This is a genomic window from Cellulosimicrobium sp. 72-3 (assembly GCF_013127315.1).
Taxonomy (GTDB): domain Bacteria; phylum Actinomycetota; class Actinomycetes; order Actinomycetales; family Cellulomonadaceae; genus Cellulosimicrobium; species Cellulosimicrobium funkei.
In genome coordinates, this window is the sequence record NZ_CP053419.1 from 796,704 (window position 1) to 815,454 (window position 18,751).

17 protein-coding genes are annotated in these 18,751 nt (G+C 74.9%); 7 read left to right on the forward strand and 10 right to left on the reverse strand.

All coding sequences use genetic code 11. The features are described from left to right. Positions 1-154: 154 nt before the first annotated feature. Positions 155-2,932, forward strand: coding sequence for a type I DNA topoisomerase (topA, locus tag HKK73_RS03600; RefSeq protein WP_171467454.1), 2,778 nt, complete (start codon positions 155-157; stop codon positions 2,930-2,932). Between the two features lie 187 nt (positions 2,933-3,119). Here the strand turns inward: topA and HKK73_RS03605 are convergent, their stop codons facing one another. From HKK73_RS03605 to HKK73_RS03615, 3 genes are all read right to left on the reverse strand, one after another. Continuing rightward, complete coding sequence (locus tag HKK73_RS03605) at positions 3,120-4,265, reverse strand: glycerol dehydrogenase (RefSeq protein ID WP_043658558.1); 1,146 nt, start codon at positions 4,263-4,265, stop codon at positions 3,120-3,122. Between the two features lie 146 nt (positions 4,266-4,411). Further along, the gene (locus tag HKK73_RS03610) at positions 4,412-5,149 is read right to left on the reverse strand and encodes a hypothetical protein (protein ID WP_034654862.1); all 738 of its coding nucleotides are present in this window, start codon (positions 5,147-5,149) and stop codon (positions 4,412-4,414) included. Next, the gene (locus HKK73_RS03615; protein WP_171467455.1) at positions 5,146-5,562 is read right to left on the reverse strand and encodes a PadR family transcriptional regulator; all 417 of its coding nucleotides are present in this window, start codon (positions 5,560-5,562) and stop codon (positions 5,146-5,148) included. Before HKK73_RS03615 ends, HKK73_RS03610 begins: the two co-directional genes overlap by 4 nt. Positions 5,563-5,655: 93 nt before the next feature. Between HKK73_RS03615 and HKK73_RS03620 the strand changes: the two genes are divergently transcribed. Both HKK73_RS03620 and HKK73_RS03625 read left to right on the forward strand, forming a co-directional pair. Continuing rightward, the gene (locus tag HKK73_RS03620) at positions 5,656-6,162 is read left to right on the forward strand and encodes a MarR family winged helix-turn-helix transcriptional regulator (protein ID WP_171467456.1); all 507 of its coding nucleotides are present in this window, start codon (positions 5,656-5,658) and stop codon (positions 6,160-6,162) included. Between the two features lies 1 nt (position 6,163). Continuing rightward, entirely contained in the window at positions 6,164-7,447 is a 1,284-nt protein-coding gene (locus tag HKK73_RS03625; RefSeq protein ID WP_171467457.1) for an MFS transporter, read from the forward strand. A gap of 66 nt (positions 7,448-7,513) precedes the next feature. Here HKK73_RS03625 and HKK73_RS03630 read toward each other — a convergent pair whose 3' ends face one another. Together HKK73_RS03630 and HKK73_RS03635 are read right to left on the reverse strand one after the other, a co-directional pair. Next, positions 7,514-10,168 carry an ABC transporter permease gene (locus HKK73_RS03630; RefSeq protein WP_171467458.1) on the reverse strand — a complete coding sequence of 885 codons (2,655 nt, stop codon included), beginning with the start codon at positions 10,166-10,168 and terminating at the stop codon, positions 7,514-7,516. Beyond that, positions 10,165-10,950 (reverse strand): ABC transporter ATP-binding protein, encoded by a 786-nt coding sequence (locus tag HKK73_RS03635; protein ID WP_061266601.1) that lies wholly within the window; start codon positions 10,948-10,950, stop codon positions 10,165-10,167. The genes HKK73_RS03630 and HKK73_RS03635 overlap by 4 nt, the downstream gene beginning before the upstream one ends. Positions 10,951-11,077: 127 nt before the next feature. Here HKK73_RS03635 and HKK73_RS03640 point away from each other — a divergent pair, with 127 nt between their 5' ends. Next, complete coding sequence (locus HKK73_RS03640) at positions 11,078-12,172, forward strand: Gfo/Idh/MocA family protein (protein WP_171467459.1); 1,095 nt, start codon at positions 11,078-11,080, stop codon at positions 12,170-12,172. 21 nt (positions 12,173-12,193) lie between these two features. On the opposite strand, the gene HKK73_RS03645 is transcribed toward HKK73_RS03640, so the two are convergent. Beyond that, positions 12,194-12,403, reverse strand: a complete 210-nt coding sequence (locus HKK73_RS03645; protein WP_021482922.1) for a hypothetical protein — start codon at positions 12,401-12,403, stop codon at positions 12,194-12,196. A 122-nt stretch (positions 12,404-12,525) separates the two neighbouring features. Here HKK73_RS03645 and HKK73_RS03650 point away from each other — a divergent pair, with 122 nt between their 5' ends. After that, on the forward strand, positions 12,526-13,029 hold the full coding sequence (locus HKK73_RS03650; RefSeq protein ID WP_171467460.1) for a MarR family winged helix-turn-helix transcriptional regulator: 504 nt from the start codon (positions 12,526-12,528) through the stop codon (positions 13,027-13,029). A gap of 87 nt (positions 13,030-13,116) precedes the next feature. On the opposite strand, the gene HKK73_RS03655 is transcribed toward HKK73_RS03650, so the two are convergent. Next, positions 13,117-13,845 carry an HAD-IA family hydrolase gene (locus HKK73_RS03655; RefSeq protein WP_114553234.1) on the reverse strand — a complete coding sequence of 243 codons (729 nt, stop codon included), beginning with the start codon at positions 13,843-13,845 and terminating at the stop codon, positions 13,117-13,119. A gap of 100 nt (positions 13,846-13,945) precedes the next feature. On the opposite strand from HKK73_RS03655, the gene tmk reads away from it, so the two are divergent. Both tmk and HKK73_RS03665 read left to right on the forward strand, forming a co-directional pair. Further along, positions 13,946-14,710 (forward strand): dTMP kinase, encoded by a 765-nt coding sequence (tmk, locus tag HKK73_RS03660; protein ID WP_371810580.1) that lies wholly within the window; start codon positions 13,946-13,948, stop codon positions 14,708-14,710. After that, positions 14,707-15,843, forward strand: coding sequence for a DNA polymerase III subunit delta' (locus tag HKK73_RS03665; protein WP_085386527.1), 1,137 nt, complete (start codon positions 14,707-14,709; stop codon positions 15,841-15,843). The genes tmk and HKK73_RS03665 overlap by 4 nt, the downstream gene beginning before the upstream one ends. Positions 15,844-15,849: 6 nt before the next feature. Here the strand turns inward: HKK73_RS03665 and HKK73_RS03670 are convergent, their stop codons facing one another. The 3 genes from HKK73_RS03670 to HKK73_RS03680 form a co-directional block, all read right to left on the reverse strand. Continuing rightward, on the reverse strand, positions 15,850-16,839 hold the full coding sequence (locus HKK73_RS03670; protein ID WP_171467462.1) for a TIGR03557 family F420-dependent LLM class oxidoreductase: 990 nt from the start codon (positions 16,837-16,839) through the stop codon (positions 15,850-15,852). Positions 16,840-16,909: 70 nt separating this feature from the next. Next, positions 16,910-17,290 (reverse strand): SHOCT domain-containing protein, encoded by a 381-nt coding sequence (locus HKK73_RS03675; protein ID WP_108051002.1) that lies wholly within the window; start codon positions 17,288-17,290, stop codon positions 16,910-16,912. A 108-nt stretch (positions 17,291-17,398) separates the two neighbouring features. Next, positions 17,399-18,724 carry a low temperature requirement protein A gene (locus HKK73_RS03680; protein ID WP_216608048.1) on the reverse strand — a complete coding sequence of 442 codons (1,326 nt, stop codon included), beginning with the start codon at positions 18,722-18,724 and terminating at the stop codon, positions 17,399-17,401. Positions 18,725-18,751 lie beyond the last annotated feature (27 nt).

Here is an 18,751-nt window from a genome sequence, read left to right on the forward strand (position 1 = left end):
GTGCGTGCGGCTGGCGCGACGGGAGTAACGTCGTAGGCTGCCACGGCGGGCGACCGGACGGTCGTCCGGGTCGCCGGGGCCCCGGCGGGGCCCGCCGCCGTCGGGCAGGGAGCGCCCGCCACGGACACGTACGCACGGACGAAAGCAGGATCGGATGCCACGCAAGCTCGTGATCGTCGAGTCGCCCGCCAAGGCTCGCAAGATCCAGGGCTACCTCGGCGACGACTACGAGGTCGAGGCGAGCGTCGGGCACATCCGCGACCTGCCGCAGCCGTCCGAGCTGCCCGCGGACATGAAGAAGGGCCCGTACGGGAAGTTCGCGGTCGACGTCGACCACGGCTTCGACCCGTACTACGAGGTCTACGCGGACAAGAAGAAGAAGGTCGCCGAGCTCAAGCGCGCGCTCAAGGACGCCGACGAGCTCTACCTCGCGACCGACGAGGACCGCGAGGGCGAGGCCATCGCGTGGCACCTCCTCGAGGCGCTCAAGCCCAAGGTCCCGGTCAAGCGCATGGTCTTCCACGAGATCACGCGCGAGGCCATCCAGCGGGCGCTGCAGAACACGCGCGACCTCGACGAGCACCTCGTCGACGCGCAGGAGACCCGCCGCATCCTCGACCGCCTCTACGGCTACGAGGTCTCGCCCGTGCTGTGGCGCAAGATCGCCCAGGGGCTCTCGGCCGGCCGCGTGCAGTCGGTCGCGACGCGCCTCGTCGTCGAGCGCGAGCGCGAGCGCATGGCGTTCGTCCCCGCCGAGTACTGGGACGTCACGGGCACCTTCGAGCACGCCGACGCGTCGGCACCGGACGCGGGCAAGGCCTTCGGCGCCCGGCTCGTGCAGCTCGGCGACGCGCGCGTCGCCTCGGGCCGCGACTTCGACGACCGCGGGCAGCTCAAGCCGGCGGCGGCGCGCGACGGCGTCGCGCACCTCGACGAGACGACGGCGCGCGCCGTCGTGACCGGCCTCGCGGACGCGGCGTTCGCGGTGCGCTCGCTCGAGACCAAGCCGTACACGCGCCGTCCCGCGGCGCCGTTCACGACGTCGACCCTCCAGCAGGAGGCCAGCCGCAAGCTGCGCATGTCGTCGCGCCAGGCGATGCGCACCGCGCAGTCGCTGTACGAGAACGGCTACATCACCTACATGCGTACGGACTCGCCGTCGCTGTCGGCGGAGGCCACGACGGCGGCCCGCCGCCAGGCGGCGGAGCTGTACGGCCCCGAGTTCGTCCCGGAGAAGCCGCGCGTCTACGCCGCGAAGAACCAGGGCGCGCAGGAGGCGCACGAGGCGATCCGCCCCGCGGGCGACTCGTTCCGCACGCCCGCGCAGGTCAAGCGCGAGCTGAGCGACGACCAGTTCAAGCTCTACGAGCTCGTGTGGAAGCGCACCGTCGCGTCGCAGATGGCGGACGCGAAGGGGTCGACGGCGTCCGTCCGCCTCGGCGCGACCCTCTCGGCCGCCGCGGGCGACGTCGCGGGCCGCGACGCGGTGTTCGCCGCGTCGGGCACCGTCATCACGTTCCGCGGGTTCCTCGCCGCGTACGAGGAGAGCTCGGACGTCGACCGCTACGCCGAGGACGCGCCCGTCGTCGGGGCCAAGGGCGGCGACGAGGCGCGCCTGCCGCAGATGAGCGAAGGCGACGCCCTGCGCGCCGACGACCTCACCGCCGACGGGCACTCCACGTCCGCGCCGCCCCGGTACACCGAGGCCAGCCTCGTCAAGGCGCTCGAGGAGCTCGGGATCGGGCGGCCGTCGACGTACGCCTCGACGATCTCGACGATCCAGGACCGCGGGTACGTGCTCTCGCGCGGGCAGGCGCTCGTGCCGAGCTGGCTCGCGTTCGCCGTCGTGCGGCTGCTCGAGGAGCACTTCGACCGGCTCGTCGACTACGACTTCACCGCGCGCATGGAGGCCGACCTCGACGAGATCGCCGCCGGTCGCCGCGACCGCGTCGCGTGGCTCACCGAGTTCTACTTCGGCGACGCCGCGAAGGGCGAGGACGCCGAGGGCCTGCGCGACCTCGTCGCGAACCTCGGCGACATCGACGCGCGCGGCATCAACTCGGTGCCGATCGGCGAGGGCATCCAGCTCCGCGTCGGGCGCTACGGGCCCTACGTGGAGGACCTCTCCGTCCCCGTCAAGGAGGGCGAGAACCCGCCGCGCGCGTCCGTGCCCGACGACGTCGCCCCCGACGAGCTGACGGTCGCCAAGGCGCGCGAGCTGCTCGCCGCGGGCGCCGACGACGGCAAGGTGCTCGGCACCGACCCGGTGTCCGGCAACGAGATCATCGCGAAGGCGGGCCGCTACGGCCCGTACGTGACCGAGGTGCTCGACCTCCCGCCGATCGACGCGAGCCTCTCGGCCGCCGCGCAGAAGAGGGCGAAGGCCGCGCAGCCCAAGCCGCGCACGGCATCGCTGCTCAAGACGCAGTCGCTCGACACGATCACGATCGACGACGCGCTGCGCCTGCTGTCGCTGCCGCGCGTCGTGGGGACCGACCCGGAGTCGGGCGAGGAGATCACGGCGCAGAACGGCCGCTACGGCCCCTACCTCAAGAAGGGCACCGACTCCCGGTCGCTGCCCGACGAGGAGTCGATGTTCACCGTCACCCTCGACGAGGCGCTCGAGCTGTACAAGCAGCCCAAGCGCGGGCGCGGCCAGCGTGCCGCGACGCCGCCGCTGCGCGAGCTCGGTGACGACCCGAACAGCGGCAAGCCGGTCGTCGTCAAGGACGGCCGGTTCGGCGCGTACGTCACCGACGGCGAGACGAACCGCACCCTGCCCCGCGACGTCACGCCCGAGTCGATCACGCCCGAGCAGGCGATCGAGCTCCTCGCGGAGAAGCGCGCGCAGGGCCCGGCGAAGAAGCGCACCACGGCCCGCAAGCCAGCCGCGAAGAAGACCCCCGCCAAGAAGACGGCCGCGAAGAAGTAGCCGCGGTCAGCCCTCACCCGTCGGCCATCAGCCGTCGGCCGTCAGCCGTCGGCCGACCAGGTGATCGTGGTGCGTCCGGGCCGCTGGACGCACCAGATCCACCTGGTGGGCCGGTCGGGACCGCCTGGTCGGCCCGTCCCGGGCCGGGCCCCTCCGGCGACGGCGGGGCCCGGCCCGGTGGGAACGGTCAGTGCGCGGTGTGCTTGACCGGCTCGGGGAGGCCCGCCTCGGCGCGGACGCGGCGGGAGAAGCCCTCGATCGAGCGCAGGGCGTCGACGAGCTCGGGCACGCGCACGGGGAACGGCATGGCGTGGATCGTCTCGCCCTCCGCGGTGGCGGCCTCCGCGACGCGCGTGAGGTCGTGCACGTCGTCGGCGGTCAGGCCGATCTCGGTGAGCGTGTTCGGCAGACCGACGCGCGTCGTGAAGCGCACGAACTCCTCGATCTCCTCGGTCGGTGCACCCTCCAGGACGAGCTGCGTGACGGAGCCGATGTTCACCTTCTGGCCGTGCGTGAGGCCGTGCGTCTGGGGCGCGGCGGTGAGGCCGTTGTGGATCGCGTGCGCCGCGGCGAGGCCGCCGGACTCGAAGCCCAGCCCGGACAGCAGCGTGTTCGCCTCGACGACCTTCTCGACCGCGGGCGTCACGAGGTGGTCCTTCACCGCGTCGATCGCGGGCAGCGCGTTCTCCCAGAGGATGTCCCACGAGAGCTGCGCGAGCGCCGTGCCCGTGACGAGGGGGAGGCCGCCGGCCATGGTCGACGCGTTCGCCTCGGCGACGGCGCGCGCCTCGATCCACGTCGCGAGCGCGTCGCCGACGCCGGCGACGAGGAACTTCACGGGCGCGTTCGCGACGAGGCCCGTGTCGACGAGCACGAGGTCCGGGTTGTGCGGGAAGAACCGGTACTCCTCGAACGCGCCGTCCTCGGTGTAGATCACGGACAGGGCGGAGCACGGGGCGTCGGTGGACGCGACGGTCGGCACGGACACCCAGCGGATGCCGCGCAGGTGGCCCGCGGCCTTCACCGCGTCGATGGTCGAGCCGCCGCCGATGCCGACGATCACGTCGGCGCCGAGCTCGTCGATCTCGCGCGCGAGCCGGTCGACCTCCGCGGCGGTGGCGTAGGTGCCGAACCCGGTGCGGTGGCGGGGGAGGTCCTGCTCCTGGAAGGACACGGCGACCGTGTCCTGGACGATGCCCCACACGACGTCGTCGGCGACGAGCAGCGGCTTCGTGCCGATCGGTCGGACGAACTCGCCGAGCCGCGTGAGCGCACCGCGGGCCTGGACGTAGCGCAGCGGGCTGATGAGCGTGCGGACGGGAACCTCGGACATCGTGGCCTCCTGTGGAGTCGGTGGGTCGCCGTCGGGCGCGCCGCAGCCGTGCGAGGCCGGTGCCCGCCAGCCTTCCCCACCGTGTCACGCGTCCCCGGGGACCACCACCGGGACGCCGGGTCGCGTGACCTAGGTCCCCTCCCGGCTCAGCGGACGAGCACCGTGATCGTCCCGAGCACCACCGTCACGGCGGGCAGGAGCAGCACGCCCCAGCGCCCCGTGCGGTCGGTGCGGGCGTGCGGCGCGTCGTCGAGCGGGTCGACGACGGGGTCGCCCGAGCCCTGCTCGCGCAGGCCCCAGACGGTCCCCACGACGAGCGCGACGGCGGCCGCGACCAGGACCGGGACCGCAGTGAGGCTCGCGACCGGGGCGCGCAGCGTGACCGCGACGGCCACGAGGGCAGCCGTCACGACCATGTTCCCGAGGACGGTCAGCACGGGGTGGGCGAGCGCGGCGCGCAGCACGCGGTCGCCGGCGCGCCACAGCCCGACGAAGCCCGCGAGCGCGGCGACGAGGACGAGCAGCATCCCGGCCGGGACCACGAGGGCGCCGCCGTCGAGCGCGGGCCGCAGCGACCACAGCACGCCGAGCATCCCGACCGTCTGCACGGCGGAGGCGGCGACCGTCCGCCCGATCGAGGAGCTCGACTGCGCGGGGTCCTCGGGCAGGTCGAGCGAGCGCGCGTACGCCACAGGGTCGCCGAACGCCTCCTGCGCGGTCTCGCCGGAGTCGACGACGTGCGCATCCACCTCCGCGAGCACCGCGCCGATGCGCGCTCCGGCGACGCCCTGGAGCCGCAGCTCCAGCAGGAGCGCCTCGGCCCATCGCGGGTCGACGTGCGGCGCGTGACGGCGCTCGATCGTGTAGCGGGTCGTGTCGCTCATCGGGGGGTCCTTGTCGGGGTGGGATCGGGAGGGGGTGCGTCGGCCGGGATCGCGCCGTCCGGCGAGGGCGCGCCGGACGCGCCGGCGACGAGGGTGGTCGCCGCCGTCGTCACGGCGTCCCAGCGGGAGATCGCGGCGGTGAGCGCGACGCGACCCTGGTCCGTGACGGCGTAGTACCGACGGCTCGGCCCGCGCTCGCCCTGGTGCCAGGAGGTCGTGACGAGGCCGTCGTCCTCCAGCCGCTGCAGCAGCGGGTAGAGCGTGCCGCCCTTCACGGTGCCGAGGCCCGCGTCGGCGAGCGACCGCGTGATCGCGTAGCCGTAGGTGGGGCCGTGGGTCGCGACGACCGCGAGCACGCACAGCGGCAGCACGCCGCGCAGGAGCTCGCGGTCGAGCCGCTCGTCGAACGTCATGGGCTAGACAGTACGGCTATCTAGTTAGGGAGGCAACCTAGTCGTCCTCGGGCAGGCAGCCGACGATCGCATGAGTGCTGTTATAACAGTGCTATGACTTCTCCGGACCCGACCACCGTCCCCGGCCGGTGGGACTCCCTGCACGCGGTGCTCCGACGCCTCGACGACGAGATCGAGACCGTCTACGCGGACCGCGGGATCGTGGGCGTGCGCCCGCGCTTCGTCTACCCGCTCATCCGGCTCGCGCACACCGGCCCCCTGACCATCCGGGAGCTCGCGGCCTCGCTCGGGCGGACGCACTCGGCGATGAGCCAGACGGTCACCGCGATGCGGCGCGAGGGCCTCGTCGAGACCGAGCCCGGCGCGGACGCGCGCACGCGGCGCGTCGCGCTCACCGACCGGTCGCGTGAGCTCGTCCCGCTCCTCGAGGCGGAGTGGCGGGCGACCGAGGAGTCCGTCGCCGAGATCGACGACGAGCTGCCGCACGCCCTGAGCGCGGTCGTCGTCGAGCTGGAGCGCGTGCTCGCCCGCAGGTCGCTGCGCGAGCGGCTCGTCGAGCGCCTCGACGCGGCCGGCCACCCCGCGCCGCGGGAGCGCTGAGGTGCGCGACCACGTCCTCGACCTGCGGCCGCTGCGCGCGAGCCGCGCGTACCGCGACCTGTGGGCCGGGTCGGCCGTGGGTGGCCTCGGCTTCCAGATCGCGAACGTCGCGGTGCTGCTCCAGGTCTGGGAGCTCACCCACAGCCCGCTGTGGACGGGCACGATCGGGCTCGCGACCGCGGTCCCGCTCCTGACGCTCGGGCTGGTGGGCGGGCACCTCGCCGACGTCCACGACCGTCGCACCCTCATGCGTCTCGCCGCCGTCGGGCAGGTGCTCGCCGCGGCCGGCCTCGCCGCGCAGGCGCTCGCGGGGAACCGGTCGGTGTGGCTCCTGCTCGGCCTCGTCGCGGCGGGCGCGGCGTGCAACGCGCTCGGCTCGCCCGCGCGTCGGACCGTGCCGCCCCGGCTGCTGCCGCCCGACCAGGTGGCGGCGGGGCTCGCGCTGCAGAACCTCGCCTTCCAGGTGGCCATGCTCGTCGGGCCCGCGCTCGCCGGCCTCGTCCTGGCGCGCTGGGACCTGCCCGCGGCGTACGGCCTGCAGGCGGTTGCCGCCGTCGTCGCGCTGCTCGGGCTCGTGCGCCTCCCGCCCCTGCCCCCGCTCCCCGGCGGCCCCTCGGCCACGACGGGCCCGGCCGCGGCGACGCCCGAGCCCGCGCCCCGCCGTCGGGCGGCCGCGGGCGGGTGGTCGATCGTGTGGCGCAGGCCGACGCTGCGCGGCGCGTTCGCGACGGACGTCGCGGCGACCGTGCTCGCCATGCCCGTCTCGCTCTTCCCGCTCGTCAACGAGATCCGGTTCGACGGCGACCCCCGCACCCTCGGCCTGTTCCTCTCGGCGGTCGCGGTGGGAGGGATCGGCGCCGGCCTCCTGTCGGGGGCCGTGACGCGGGCGCCGCGCTCGGGGGCGCTGCAGCTCGCCGCGGCGGCGACGTGGGGCGTCGCGCTCGCCGGGTTCGGGCTCGCGGGGCCGCTGTGGCTCGCGCTCGCGTGCCTGGCGGTCGCCGGTGCGGCGGACACCGTCTCGGTCGTGACGCGCGGTGCGCTGGTGCAGCTCGAGACGCCCGACGAGTTCCGCGGACGGGTGTCCTCGGTCGAGCACGTGGTGGGCGTCGCCGGCCCGGAGGTCGGGAACTTCCGCGGGGGAGTGCTCGCGTCGCTGACGTCCGCGCCCGTCGCGCTGGTGGCGGGCGGGCTGGTGGCGAGCGCCGTCGTCGGGCTCGTCGCGTGGCGCAACGCCCCGCTGCGCCGCTACCGCACCCCGGCCCCGGACCCCCTCCCCGTCCCGTGAGTGCGTGAGACGGTCGCGCCCGGGCCTCCGGGACGCGACGAGCTCACGCACTCGGCGGGACGAGGGTCAGTCGACGGTCACCGCGTCGAGGACCGGGAGGCGAGCGGCGCGGATCGCGGGCCAGACGCTCGCGACGAGACCGATGACGACGGCGACGCCGAGGATCGCGAGCACCTGGCCCCACGGCACGGCGAGCGTGCTCAGCCCCTCGTCGGCGAGCACGCCCGGGAGGGCGGCGCCGATGCCGATGCCCGTCGCGACGCCGAGCACCGTGCCGTACACGGCCGTGAGGACCGACTCGATCGCGATGACCCCGGCGAGCTGGAGCCGTCCCAGCCCGACGGCGCGCAGCAGCCCGATCTCGCGCGTGCGCTCGATGATCGACAGCGCGAGCGTGTTGACGATGCCGAGCAGCGCGATGACGATCGACAGCGCGAGCAGGGCGTAGAGGATGACGAGCACCTGGTTCACCTGGTCGGCGAACGCGGACGCGGTCTGCTCCCGGTCGAGCACCGTGACGACGAGGAACGGCTCGACCGCCGACGTCAGGGCGGTGCGCAGCTCCTCGACGTCGGCCGGGCTCGCACCGTCGGCCGCCGACACGTAGACGATCCGCACGCTCGCCTGGGCGGCCGGCACGACGGCGTCGAACACGTCGTCGCGCACCAGGACGCCGGTCCCCACGAGCTGGCTGTCGATCACCGCGCCCACGCGCGCCTCGACGGCGGCGTCGCCCTCGCCGAGCCGCAGCGTGTCGCCCACCTCCCAGCCGCGCTCGCGCGCGGTGCGCCGGTGCACGACGACGTCCCCGTCCTCGAGCGTCGCCGTCGGGTCCCCGGCGAGCGTCACGGGTTCGAGCGCGGTGTCGAAGAACCCGGCGGGCACGCCCGCGACGTCGGTCCCGCGCGCGCCGTCGGCCGTGCTGCCGTCCGCGCCGGAGCCGCCGCCGACCGTGGCGACCGACGCCGACCCGAGCCGCACCGTGTCCACGACGGCGGCGCCCGGCGTCGCGGTCACGGCCTCGACCGCGCCCTCGGGCACGACGAGCGTCGCGGAGTCGACCACCAGGTCGGCCCGCACCTCGTTCTCGACGATGCTCCGCACCGACGCCTGGGTCGAGGCGGCGATGACGCCCGTGACGGACACGAGCGCCATGCCGATGAGCAGTGCTCCCGCGGTGCTCGCGGTGCGGCGGGGGTTGCGCGTGACGTTGCCGCGCGCGAGGCGGCCGAGCGGGCGCAGCGCGACGACGAGCGGCCACGCGAGCACCGCGAGCACGCCGCGCGCGACGGCCGGCGACCCGACGAGCACGCCCACGAGCACGAGCCCGGCCCCGACGCCGAGGAGCAGGCGGGGGCTCAGGTCGTCGACCCAGGCCCAGCCGGTCGGCGCGTCCACGACGGAGGATCCCAGGTACGCGGCGAGCCACAGCACACCGGCGCCCGCCGCGACGACGACCACCCCGCCCACCGCCCGCAGCCCGGTGCCGCGGTCGGGCGCGACGTCGTCGCGCATCGCCTGCACGGGCGGGATCGCGGCGGCCCGGCGCGCGGGCAGCACGGCCGCGAGGACGCTGACGACGGCCCCGAGCGCGACGGCGGCCACGACCTGCGAGGTCCCGAGCGGGACCCGGCCGGAGAACTCGAAGCCGGCGAGCGCGAGCCCCCACCGGATGACCCGCACGAGGCCGGCCCCCGCGAGCACGCCGAACCCGCCACCCACGAGCCCGACGACGAGCGCCTGGACGAGGACCGACGTGAACACCTGGCCCGGCGACGCGCCGAGCGCGCGCAGGAGCGCGAGCTCGCGCAGTCGCTCGCGCACCGACATCGCGAACGTGTTCGCGATGATGAACGCGCCGACGAACAGCGCGATGGCGGCGAACACGAGCAGGAAGGTCTCGACGAACCCGAGCACCTCCTCGACCGCCTCGCTCGCCTCGGCGCGCGCCTGCTCGCCCGTGACGGCCTCCGCACCGGACGGCAGGACCGACGCGACGCGGTCCGCGAGCGCGTCCTCGTCCACCGGACCGCTCGCGTCCGCCCAGACCGCGATCTGGGGCACCAGCCCGTCGGGCGCGTAGACCTCGCGCGCCGTGTCGCCGTCGATCCCGACGAGGACCGCACCCGCGGCGGCGGCCTCGATGCCGAACACGCCGGACACGGTCACGGGGCGCGGCTCCCCGCCGAGCACGACCGTGGTCTCGTCGCCCGTGGCGAGGTCAGCGGTCTCGGCCGCGCTCTGCTCCAGGACGATCTCGCCCGCGCCGGGCCACGCGCCGTCGAGCAGCGTGAGGCTCGGGTCCTCCGGGTCGACGGAGAACGCCGTGCTCGGCGGGCCCGTGGTCACGACGGCGGTGCCGTCGGCCGCGACGAGCACGACGGGTCCGGACACGTCCGCCACGGCCCGCTCGACGCCGTCGACCCCCTCGACCTCCGTCGTGAGGTCGGCCAGGACGAGCGTGCGGTCGCCCGCGAACCCGCCCCCGCCGGCGGCGCCGCCGCCACCGGGCCCGGACGCGTCGCTCTCGACCTCCTGCGCGCCGCGCACGTAGACGTCGGCCGTGAGCGTCGTCGCGATGATGTCGTCGAACGTGGAGGAGAGCATGCCGCGGAACGCGAACGTGCCGACGACGAACGCGACGCCGAGCGTCACGGCGAGCACCGACAGGACGAACCGCACGACGTGCGCGCGCACGCCCCGCAGCGCGACGCGGATCATGCGCCGTCGTCCGCGGCGAGCGCGAGCGCGTCGAGGATGTCCTGCTGCGTGGGGTCGTGCAGCTCGCCCGCGAGGCGACCGTCCGCGAGGAAGACGACACGGTGCGCGTACGACGCCGCGCGCGGGTCGTGCGTGACCATGACGACCGTCTGGTCGAGCTCGTCGACGGAGCGGCGCAGGAACGTGAGCACCTCGCCCGCGGAGCGCGAGTCGAGGTTGCCGGTCGGCTCGTCGGCGAACACGATCGAGGGCCGCGACACGAGCGCCCGCGCGCACGCGACGCGCTGCTGCTGCCCGCCCGACAGCTCGGAGGGGCGGTGGTGCAGGCGGTCGGTGAGCCCGACGGCGGTCGTCACCTCGTCGAACCAGTCGCGGTCCACGCGGGTGCGCGCGATGTCGAGGGGGAGCGTGATGTTCTCCGCGGCCGTGAGGGTCGGGACCAGGTTGTACGCCTGGAAGACGAACCCGACGCGCGTGCGGCGCAGCGCCGTGAGCCGCCGCTGCGACATCCGGCTGATCTCCTGCCCGTCGATCACGACGCTGCCGGACGTCGGGGAGTCGAGGCCGGCGAGGCAGTGCATGAGCGTCGACTTGCCGGAGCCGGACGGCCCCATGATCGCGGTGAGGCGGCCGCGGGCGAAGTCGACGTCGACGCCGTCGAGCGCGCGGACGGCCGTCGGGCCGGAGCCGTAGACCTTGACGAGGTCGCGCGCGCTCGCCCGTGCCTCGGGCTCGGGTCCGGCGTCGGTCGGCGTGCCGGTCCGGGGCGCGGGGGTCGTCATGCCCCCCATCGTGACGCGCCGCGCGGCGGCGCGCACCACCCGTGCGGGGGAGGGCTGCTCGCGGGCCCGACGCGCGGCCTGTGGACGAGCGTCGGCGGGGCCCGCGCAGGGCGATAGCGTGGGCCGCATGAGCACCGTCGCCCCGCCGCCCGCCGCGCACCCCGACGAGACCCCGGCCGCCTCCGGCGTCCACCCGTTCCCCGACCTGTCCGCCGAGGTGACGGGCACGGTCCCCGATCCGCGCAGCGCGCCCCCGATCCGCTGGGGCATCCTCGGCGCGGGCGGCATCGCGTCGTCGTTCGCGGAGGCGGTGCGCCTGCACACGCAGGGTCGCGTCGCCTCGGTGGGCTCGCGCGACCGCGTGCGCGCCGAGCGCTTCGCGACCGCGCACGGCGTCCCCACGACGCACCACGGCTACGACGAGCTCGTCGAGGACCCGCAGGTGGACGTCGTGTACGTCGCGACGCCGCACTCGCACCACCACGAGCACGCCCTGCTCGCGATCCGCGCGGGCAAGCACGTCCTCGTCGAGAAGGCGTTCACGCGCAACGAGGCCGAGGCGGTCGAGGTGCTCGACGCCGCGCGCGAGGCGGGCGTGTTCGTCATGGAGGCCATGTGGACGCGGTTCCTGCCGCACGTCGCCGCGCTGCGCGGCGTGATCGCGCGCGGCGAGATCGGCGACGTCGTGAACCTCAGCGCCGACCACGGCCAGTGGTTCCCGTTCGACCCCGAGCACCGGCTCTACGCGCCGGAGCTGGCGGGCGGCGCGCTGCTCGACCTGGGCGTCTACCCGGTGTCGTTCGCGCACGACCTGCTGGGCGCGCCGTCGACCGCGACGGCCGTCGGTGCGCTCACGGAGACGGGCGTGGACGGGCAGGTGAGCATCGTGCTCGGCTACGGCGACACGCAGGCGACGCTCTCGACGACGCTGTGGTCGCGCACCGCGAACACGGCGGTGATCTCGGGCACGGCGGGCCGCATCGAGGTCGAGGGCACGTTCTACGCGCCGACGTCGTTCCGGGTCGTCCGGCACGACGGCGCGTCCTGGTTCTACGACGGCTTCTCCGGCGAGGGCAAGCAGTACCAGGCCGCCGAGGTTGCGCGCCGCGTCGCCGCGGGCGAGACGCAGAGCCCGCGCATGTCGTGGGACTCGACGCTCGAGGTCATGCGCACGCTCGACGAGGTGCGCCGCCAGGTCGGGGTCGTCTACCCCGGGGAGTGACGCTCGCGGGCGGGCGCCGCGTCAGTCGGTGTGCTCGACGACGTAGCTGCGGCCGTCGGGGCCGGTGACCCGCTCGAAGCGGGTGCGCAGCTCCTGGTCGCGCTCGCGCTCGGCGTCGGACACGCCGCGGCCGTCGGCCTCCTGCCGCCCCAGCTGTGCCGGGCCGAAGATCGGCAGGAAGCCCTCGGTGATGCGCATGCCGAGCGTGCGCTTGTCGTTCTTGCGCGCCACGGTGTCCTCCGCTGGTGTCGCGTCGCCGGCCGGGGGGCCGGTGGCTGGTGCTCGTCCGCTGATGGTTGGTGCACCAATGATTGGCGTACCAAGAATAGCGCGATCCTCGGTAGCATGGCGCCATGACGAGCGAGGAGAACGGCGGGGCGTCCGCACCGGGCGCGCCGACGCTGTTCGCGGACCCGCTCGCGCTCGAGGCGCAGGTGTGCTTCGCGCTCTCCGCGGGCGCGCGCGGCATGGTCGCCTTGTACCGGCCGCTGCTCGAGCCCCTGGGCATCACCCACCCGCAGTACCTCGTGCTGCTCGCGCTGTGGCAGGACGACGCGGCGGGCACGACGTCGACCGTCGGCGACCTCGCCGCGCGGCTGCACCTCGACGCGGGGACGCTCTCGCCGCTCCTCAAGCGGCTCGAGACCCTCGGCTACGTGCGCCGGTCCCGATCGCCCGACGACGGCCGCCAGGTCCGCGTGACGCTCACGCCCGAGGGGCGCGCGCGGCGTCGTGACGCGGAGCGCATCCCGCCCGCCATCGTCGCCGCGACGGGCCTCACCCTCGACGAGCTGGCGGAGATCCACGCCGCCGCGTCGAAGGTCGTCGCGGCCGCCCAGCGAGCGTCCGTCTACTGAGGATCAGCCCGCTGCACCCTGCCGAGCATGGGGGTCTGGCCCGTCAGGGGACGAGGACGGGAGACGACCCCATGGTCGGCGGGGTGGTCAGGCGTCCGTGATCCGGATGCCGTCCGGGCCCGCGGCGAAGCGCACCGCTGCCAGGCCCGCCGCCAGCGCGTCGGGTGCAGGGGACGCGGACGCGAGCTCGTCGGCCGTGTGCGTGCCCGTCACGACGAGCACGGCGCACCCCGCGGCGCGGGCGGACGCGACCCCGGCCGGAGCGTCCTCGACGACGAGGCACCGCGCCGGGTCCACGCCCAGGCGCTCCGCGCCGAGGAGGAACGGGTCCGGGTCGGGCTTGCCGTGGGCGACGTCGTCCGCGGTGACGACCACCGACGGCGCGACGAGGCCCGACGCGGCCATGCGCGCCGCCGCGAGGGGGCGGGTGCACGACGTGACGATCGCCTGCCGCTCCGGGGGCAGGGCGGCGAGCGCGTCGCGCGTCCCCGGCAGGATCGTCACGCCCTCGTTGTCTTCGAGCTCCAGCTCGTGGATGCGGTCGTACGCGGGCTCGACCTGGTCGGCCGGCAGGAGCGTCGCGATGAGCGTGCGCGCCGGGGTGCCGTGCTGGATCTGGAAGTCCTCGGCGTCGGGCAGCCCGTGCTCCGCGGCCCAGCGACGCCAGTTCCGGTCCACCGCCGGGACCGAGTCGATGAGGGTGCCGTCCATGTCGAACAGCACGGCGTCGAACGTCCGGCCGGCGAACGCGACGCCGGGGGTGGGCAGAGGAGCGGGCGGGGGGTCCGTCACGGGGGCGGTCACGGGATCGGGCATGGCCCGAGGCTATCCCGCGCGTCCGGCGCCCGCGGCTGTCCCGCACGTCCGGCGCCCGGGGGACCGGCCCGTGTCCGACGTCGCGACTAGGGTGGTCGCCGTGAGCGCACCCGGGTACTTCATCTCCTTCGAGGGCGGCGACGGCGTCGGCAAGTCGACGCAGGCGCGCCTGCTCGGGCAGTGGCTCGGCGAGCTCACGGGGCGCGAGGTCGTGCTGACGCGCGAGCCGGGCGGCACGGAGCTCGGGAAGGAGCTGCGCGCCGCGGTGCTCCACGGGCAGGACATGGACCCCCGCACGGAGGCGCTCATCTACGCCGCGGACCGCGCGCACCACGTCGCGAGCCTCGTGCGCCCCGCGCTCGAGCGCGGCGCGATCGTCGTCACGGACCGCTACCTCGACTCGTCGGTCGCCTACCAGGCGGGCGGGCGCGAGCTCGGCGCGGACGAGGTCGAGCTCATCTCGCGCTGGGCCGTGCAGGACCTCCTGCCCGACGTGACGATCCTGCTCGACCTCGACCCGGCGGTCGCCGCCGGGCGCATCCGCCGCCAGCAGGACCGCCTCGAGCGCGCGGGCGCGGAGTTCCACCGCCGCACGCGCGAGGCGTTCCTCACGCGCGCGGCGTCGGACCCGGAGCGCTGGGTCGTGCTCGACGCCGCGGGCTCGGTCGACGACCTCCAGGCGCAGATCCGGGTCGACGTCGCCGCGCGGCTCGAGCTCACGCCCGTCGTCGAGGAGGCCGAGGACACGGTCGCCGCGCTGCCCGACGACGGCTTCGACGACACGGACAGCGCGATCGGCTACGCGCCGGGCACGGACCTCCTGCCGGGCGCCCCGGCGCGGCCTGCCGGGGACGCGCACGCATGAGCGTCTGGGACGACGTCGTCGGGCAGGAGCAGGCCGTCGCGACGCTCCGCGCCGCGGCCACCGACCCTGCCGCGATGACCCACGCGTGGCTGCTCACCGGCCCGCCCGGCTCCGGCCGCTCGAACGCCGCGCGCGCGTTCGCGGCCGCGCTCCAGTGCGAGCAGGGCGGCTGCGGGCGCTGCCAGGCGTGCCGCACGACGCTCGCCGGGACGCACCCGGACGTGACGCTCGTCGCGACCGAGCTCGTGACCATCAAGATCGACGACGTGCGCGACCTGGTGACGGTCGCGAGCCGCAGCCCGTCGCAGGGCCGGCGCCGGGTCATCGTCGTCGAGGACGCCGACCGCATGGCGGAGCGCACCACGAACGTCCTCCTCAAGGCGATCGAGGAGCCCGCCCCGCACACGGTGTGGATCCTCTGCGCCCCGAGCCCGCAGGACGTGCTCGTGACGATCCGCTCACGCTGCCGCGGGGTCGTGCTGCGGGTGCCGCCGGTCGAGGCCGTCGCGGGCCTGCTCGTGCAGCGCGACGGTGTCGACGAGCACGTCGCCCTCGTCGCGGCGCGCGCGGCCCAGAGCCATATCGGTCTCGCCCGGCGCCTCGCGCGGGACGCGGGGGCGCGCGAGCGCCGCACGTCCGTGCTCTCGCTCGCCCGGCGGGTCCGCGGGGTCGGCGACGCCGTGCTCGCCGCGGGGGAGCTCGTGGACCTCGCGCAGGCCGAGGCGAAGGCGGCGACGGAGGAGCGCGACGCCGCAGAGAAGGCCGAGCTCCTGCGTGCGCTCGGCGTCGCGGACGGCGAGACGCTCCCGCCGCGGCTGCGCTCCCAGCTCCGCGACCTCGAGGCCGACCAGAAGCGGCGCGCGACGCGCCACCAGCGCGACGTGCTCGACCGCGCGATGGTCGACCTGCTCTCGCTGTACCGCGACGTGCTCGTGGTGCAGCTCGGGGCCCAGGTCGAGCTCGTCAACACCGAGCTCGCCGAGACGGTGGCTGCGCTCGCGCAGGACTCGACGCCCGAGCAGACGGTGCGGCGCATGGACGCGATCGGCGTCGCGCGCGAGCGGCTCGAGGGCAACGTCGCGCCGCTGCTGGCCGTGGAGGCGATGGTCGTCGCGCTGCGCCCCCAGGGCTGACGGCCGCTAGCTCGACGGCGCTGCCGCGCGGAGCTTCTCCAGGAGCGGCCCGGCCGCGGTCTCGAGGAACTCGCGCTGCCCGACCTCGCCCACCTGGACGAGCGCGAGGTCGGTGAATCCTGCCTCCCACCACGCGGACGCCGCCTCGACGACCGCGTCCAGGTCGGGGCCGCACGGGATGGACGCGGCCACGTCCTCGGGCCGCACGAACGCCGTCGCCGCCTCGAACGCCTCGGTCGTCGGCAGGTCCGCGTTGACGCGCCAGCCGCCGCCGAACCACCGGAACTGCTCGTGCGCGCGCGCCACGGCGGTCTCCTCGTCCGGGTCCCAGCAGATCGGCATCTGCCCGACGACGCGCGACGGCGCGAGCTCGGCGCGCTCGCGGACGGAGGACCACCGCTGCACGACACCGGCCTCGGGCTCGGTGGTGACGAGGTGGTCGGCCAGCGGGGCGAACCGCTCGATCGACTGCGGCCCGGAGACGGCCACGCCGATCTCGACGGTCTCGTCGGGCAGGTCCCAGAGCTTGGCGGAGTCGACGCGGTAGTGGACGCCCTCGAACGTGAGGCGCTCGCCGTCGAGCAGCGAGCGGATGATCTGCACCGCCTCCTCGAGCATGTCGTGCCGCTCGCCGACGGCGGGCCAGCGCTCGCCCGCCACGTGCTCGTTGAGGTTCTCCCCGGCGCCGAGCCCGAGGGTGAAGCGGTCGTCGGACAGGAGCGCCACGGTCGCGGCCTTCTGCGCCACGACCGCGGGGTGGTACCGCAGGAGGGGGCACGTCACGTACGTCATGAGGCCGACGCGCTCGGTCGCCTGGGCGACCGCCCCGAGCACGGACCACGCGTACGGGGCGTGGCCCTGGGCGTCGAGCCAGGGGAAGTAGTGGTCGCTCATCACCTCGAAGTCGAAGCCGACGCGCTCCGCGTCGACCGCGTGCTCCACGAGCGCACGAGGGCCGGACTGCTCGGTCATGAGGGTGTAGCCGAAGCGGGTCATGTCTCGATCGTCGGACGGGCCGGACGCACCCGCACGCGGGTACGCCCGGCCCGGGGGAGGCAGGGGTCCGTCAGGCGAGCGCCTTCGCCTTGAGCTGCGCGAACTCCTCGGGGGTGATGGCGCCCGAGTCGAGGAGCGCCTTGGCGTGGGAGATCTGCTCGGCCGGCGACGTCGTCGCGACCTGGCGGATGTAGGCGTCCGTGTCGTGCTTCGCCTGCACGACGGCCGCGGCCTGCCGCTCCGCCATGCCGCGCCCGCGCGCGATGAGGTAGACGAGCGACGTCAGCACGGGCAGGAAGATGAGGAAGATGATCCAGACCGCCTTCCACCACCCGGAGAGCTCCCGGTCACGGAACAGGTCCGCGATGATCTGGAAGAGCACGATGAGGTACGCGATGAAGAAGAAGCTCCACACGAGGAGCCAGAAGAAGTCCCAGAAGTCCACGGTCACGCCCTTTCTCGACGGGTCCCGCGACGCGACGGCCTGCTGCCCCGCGCCATCAGGGCGAACGTAGCGACGTCGCGACGATCGCGCCCGGCGAGACGCACGGTGCCCGGCTCACGGGGTCCCGGACGGCGCCTCGGGGGGTGGCCCCGTCGGCGCGCCCGGCCCGTCCGACGGCGCACCCGACGGCCCGTCCGACGGCGCGGCCGACGGTGGGGTCGGGACCCGCCGCGCGCGGACCACGTCGCCCACGATGACCGCCAGCAGGACGCCGTCCGTCACCCAGTTGAGCGCGAGCGGCGAGAGCCACGCGTGGAGGGCGAAGAGCACGCCGACCGCGACCGCGCCCAGCACGTGCGGGAGCGACCAGCGCCCGCCCGTCGCGCGCCGGAACAGCGCGTTCCCGACGAGGTACGTCGCCGCCGCCCCGCACACGAGGCCGGCGGTCCAGGCGTCGGCGTGACCGCCGTCGTGCCCGAGCGGGTGCATGAGCACGAGCTCGTCGGCGACGGCGGTGAGCACGATCCCGGCGACGATGACGAACGGGACGTACGTGTACGCCGTCTGGGCGACCATCCCGCGCTCGGCGCGCGACGTGAAGTACTCGGTCGCGCGCCGCTCGGACCGGTCGAAGAACAGCAGCCACATGAGCACGGTGCTCGCGAACGCGGAGCAGAACGCGGAGACGGTCGTGAGGTCGAGGGGGAGCTCGGCGAACGCGGCGCCGGTGACGATGATCGACTCGCCCAGGCAGATGATGACGAACAGGCTGACGCGCTCGGCCATGTGCTCCCCGCGGACCACCCACGTGCTCGCGCGCAACGCCCCGATCCCGGGGAGCCAGAACATCGCGCGCGGCCCGGCGAGGTCGATCGCGGCCGCGACCGCCCACAGCGGCAGGCGGTGCTCCTCGACGAGACCGCCCGCGATCCAGAGCACGCCCGAGGCCGCGAGCCACGTCGTGATGCGGACGAAGTTCACCGCGTTCTCGGGCCAGACGCGGCCCATCGCGACCATCGTGAAGAGGCTGCGCCCCACCTGCATCGCGACGAGCATGACGGCGAACAGCAGGCCCTTGTCGCCGAACGCCTCCGGGATCGCGCTCGCGAGGACGAGGCCCAGCAGCATGAGCACCACGAGCAGGCTCCGCACCGGCAGGCGCTCGGGGTCGAGCCAGTTCGTCACCCACATGGTGTCGACCCACACCCACCAGACGGCGACGCCGAGCAGGAGCGTGTGCCCGAGCGCCTCGACGCCGGGGTGCGCGATGAGCCCGTGCGAGAGCTGGGTGACCGCGAACACGAACACCAGGTCGAAGAACAGCTCCACGTACCCGACGCGGCTCGAGTCGCCGCCGTCGCCGTGCCGCAGGAGGTCGGTGCGCAGGCCCCAGCGCAGCGGGGGCCGCTCGGTGTCGCGGGTCGGGTGCGGTGCGTCCATGCGGGGATGCTCCCACCCCGGGTCACC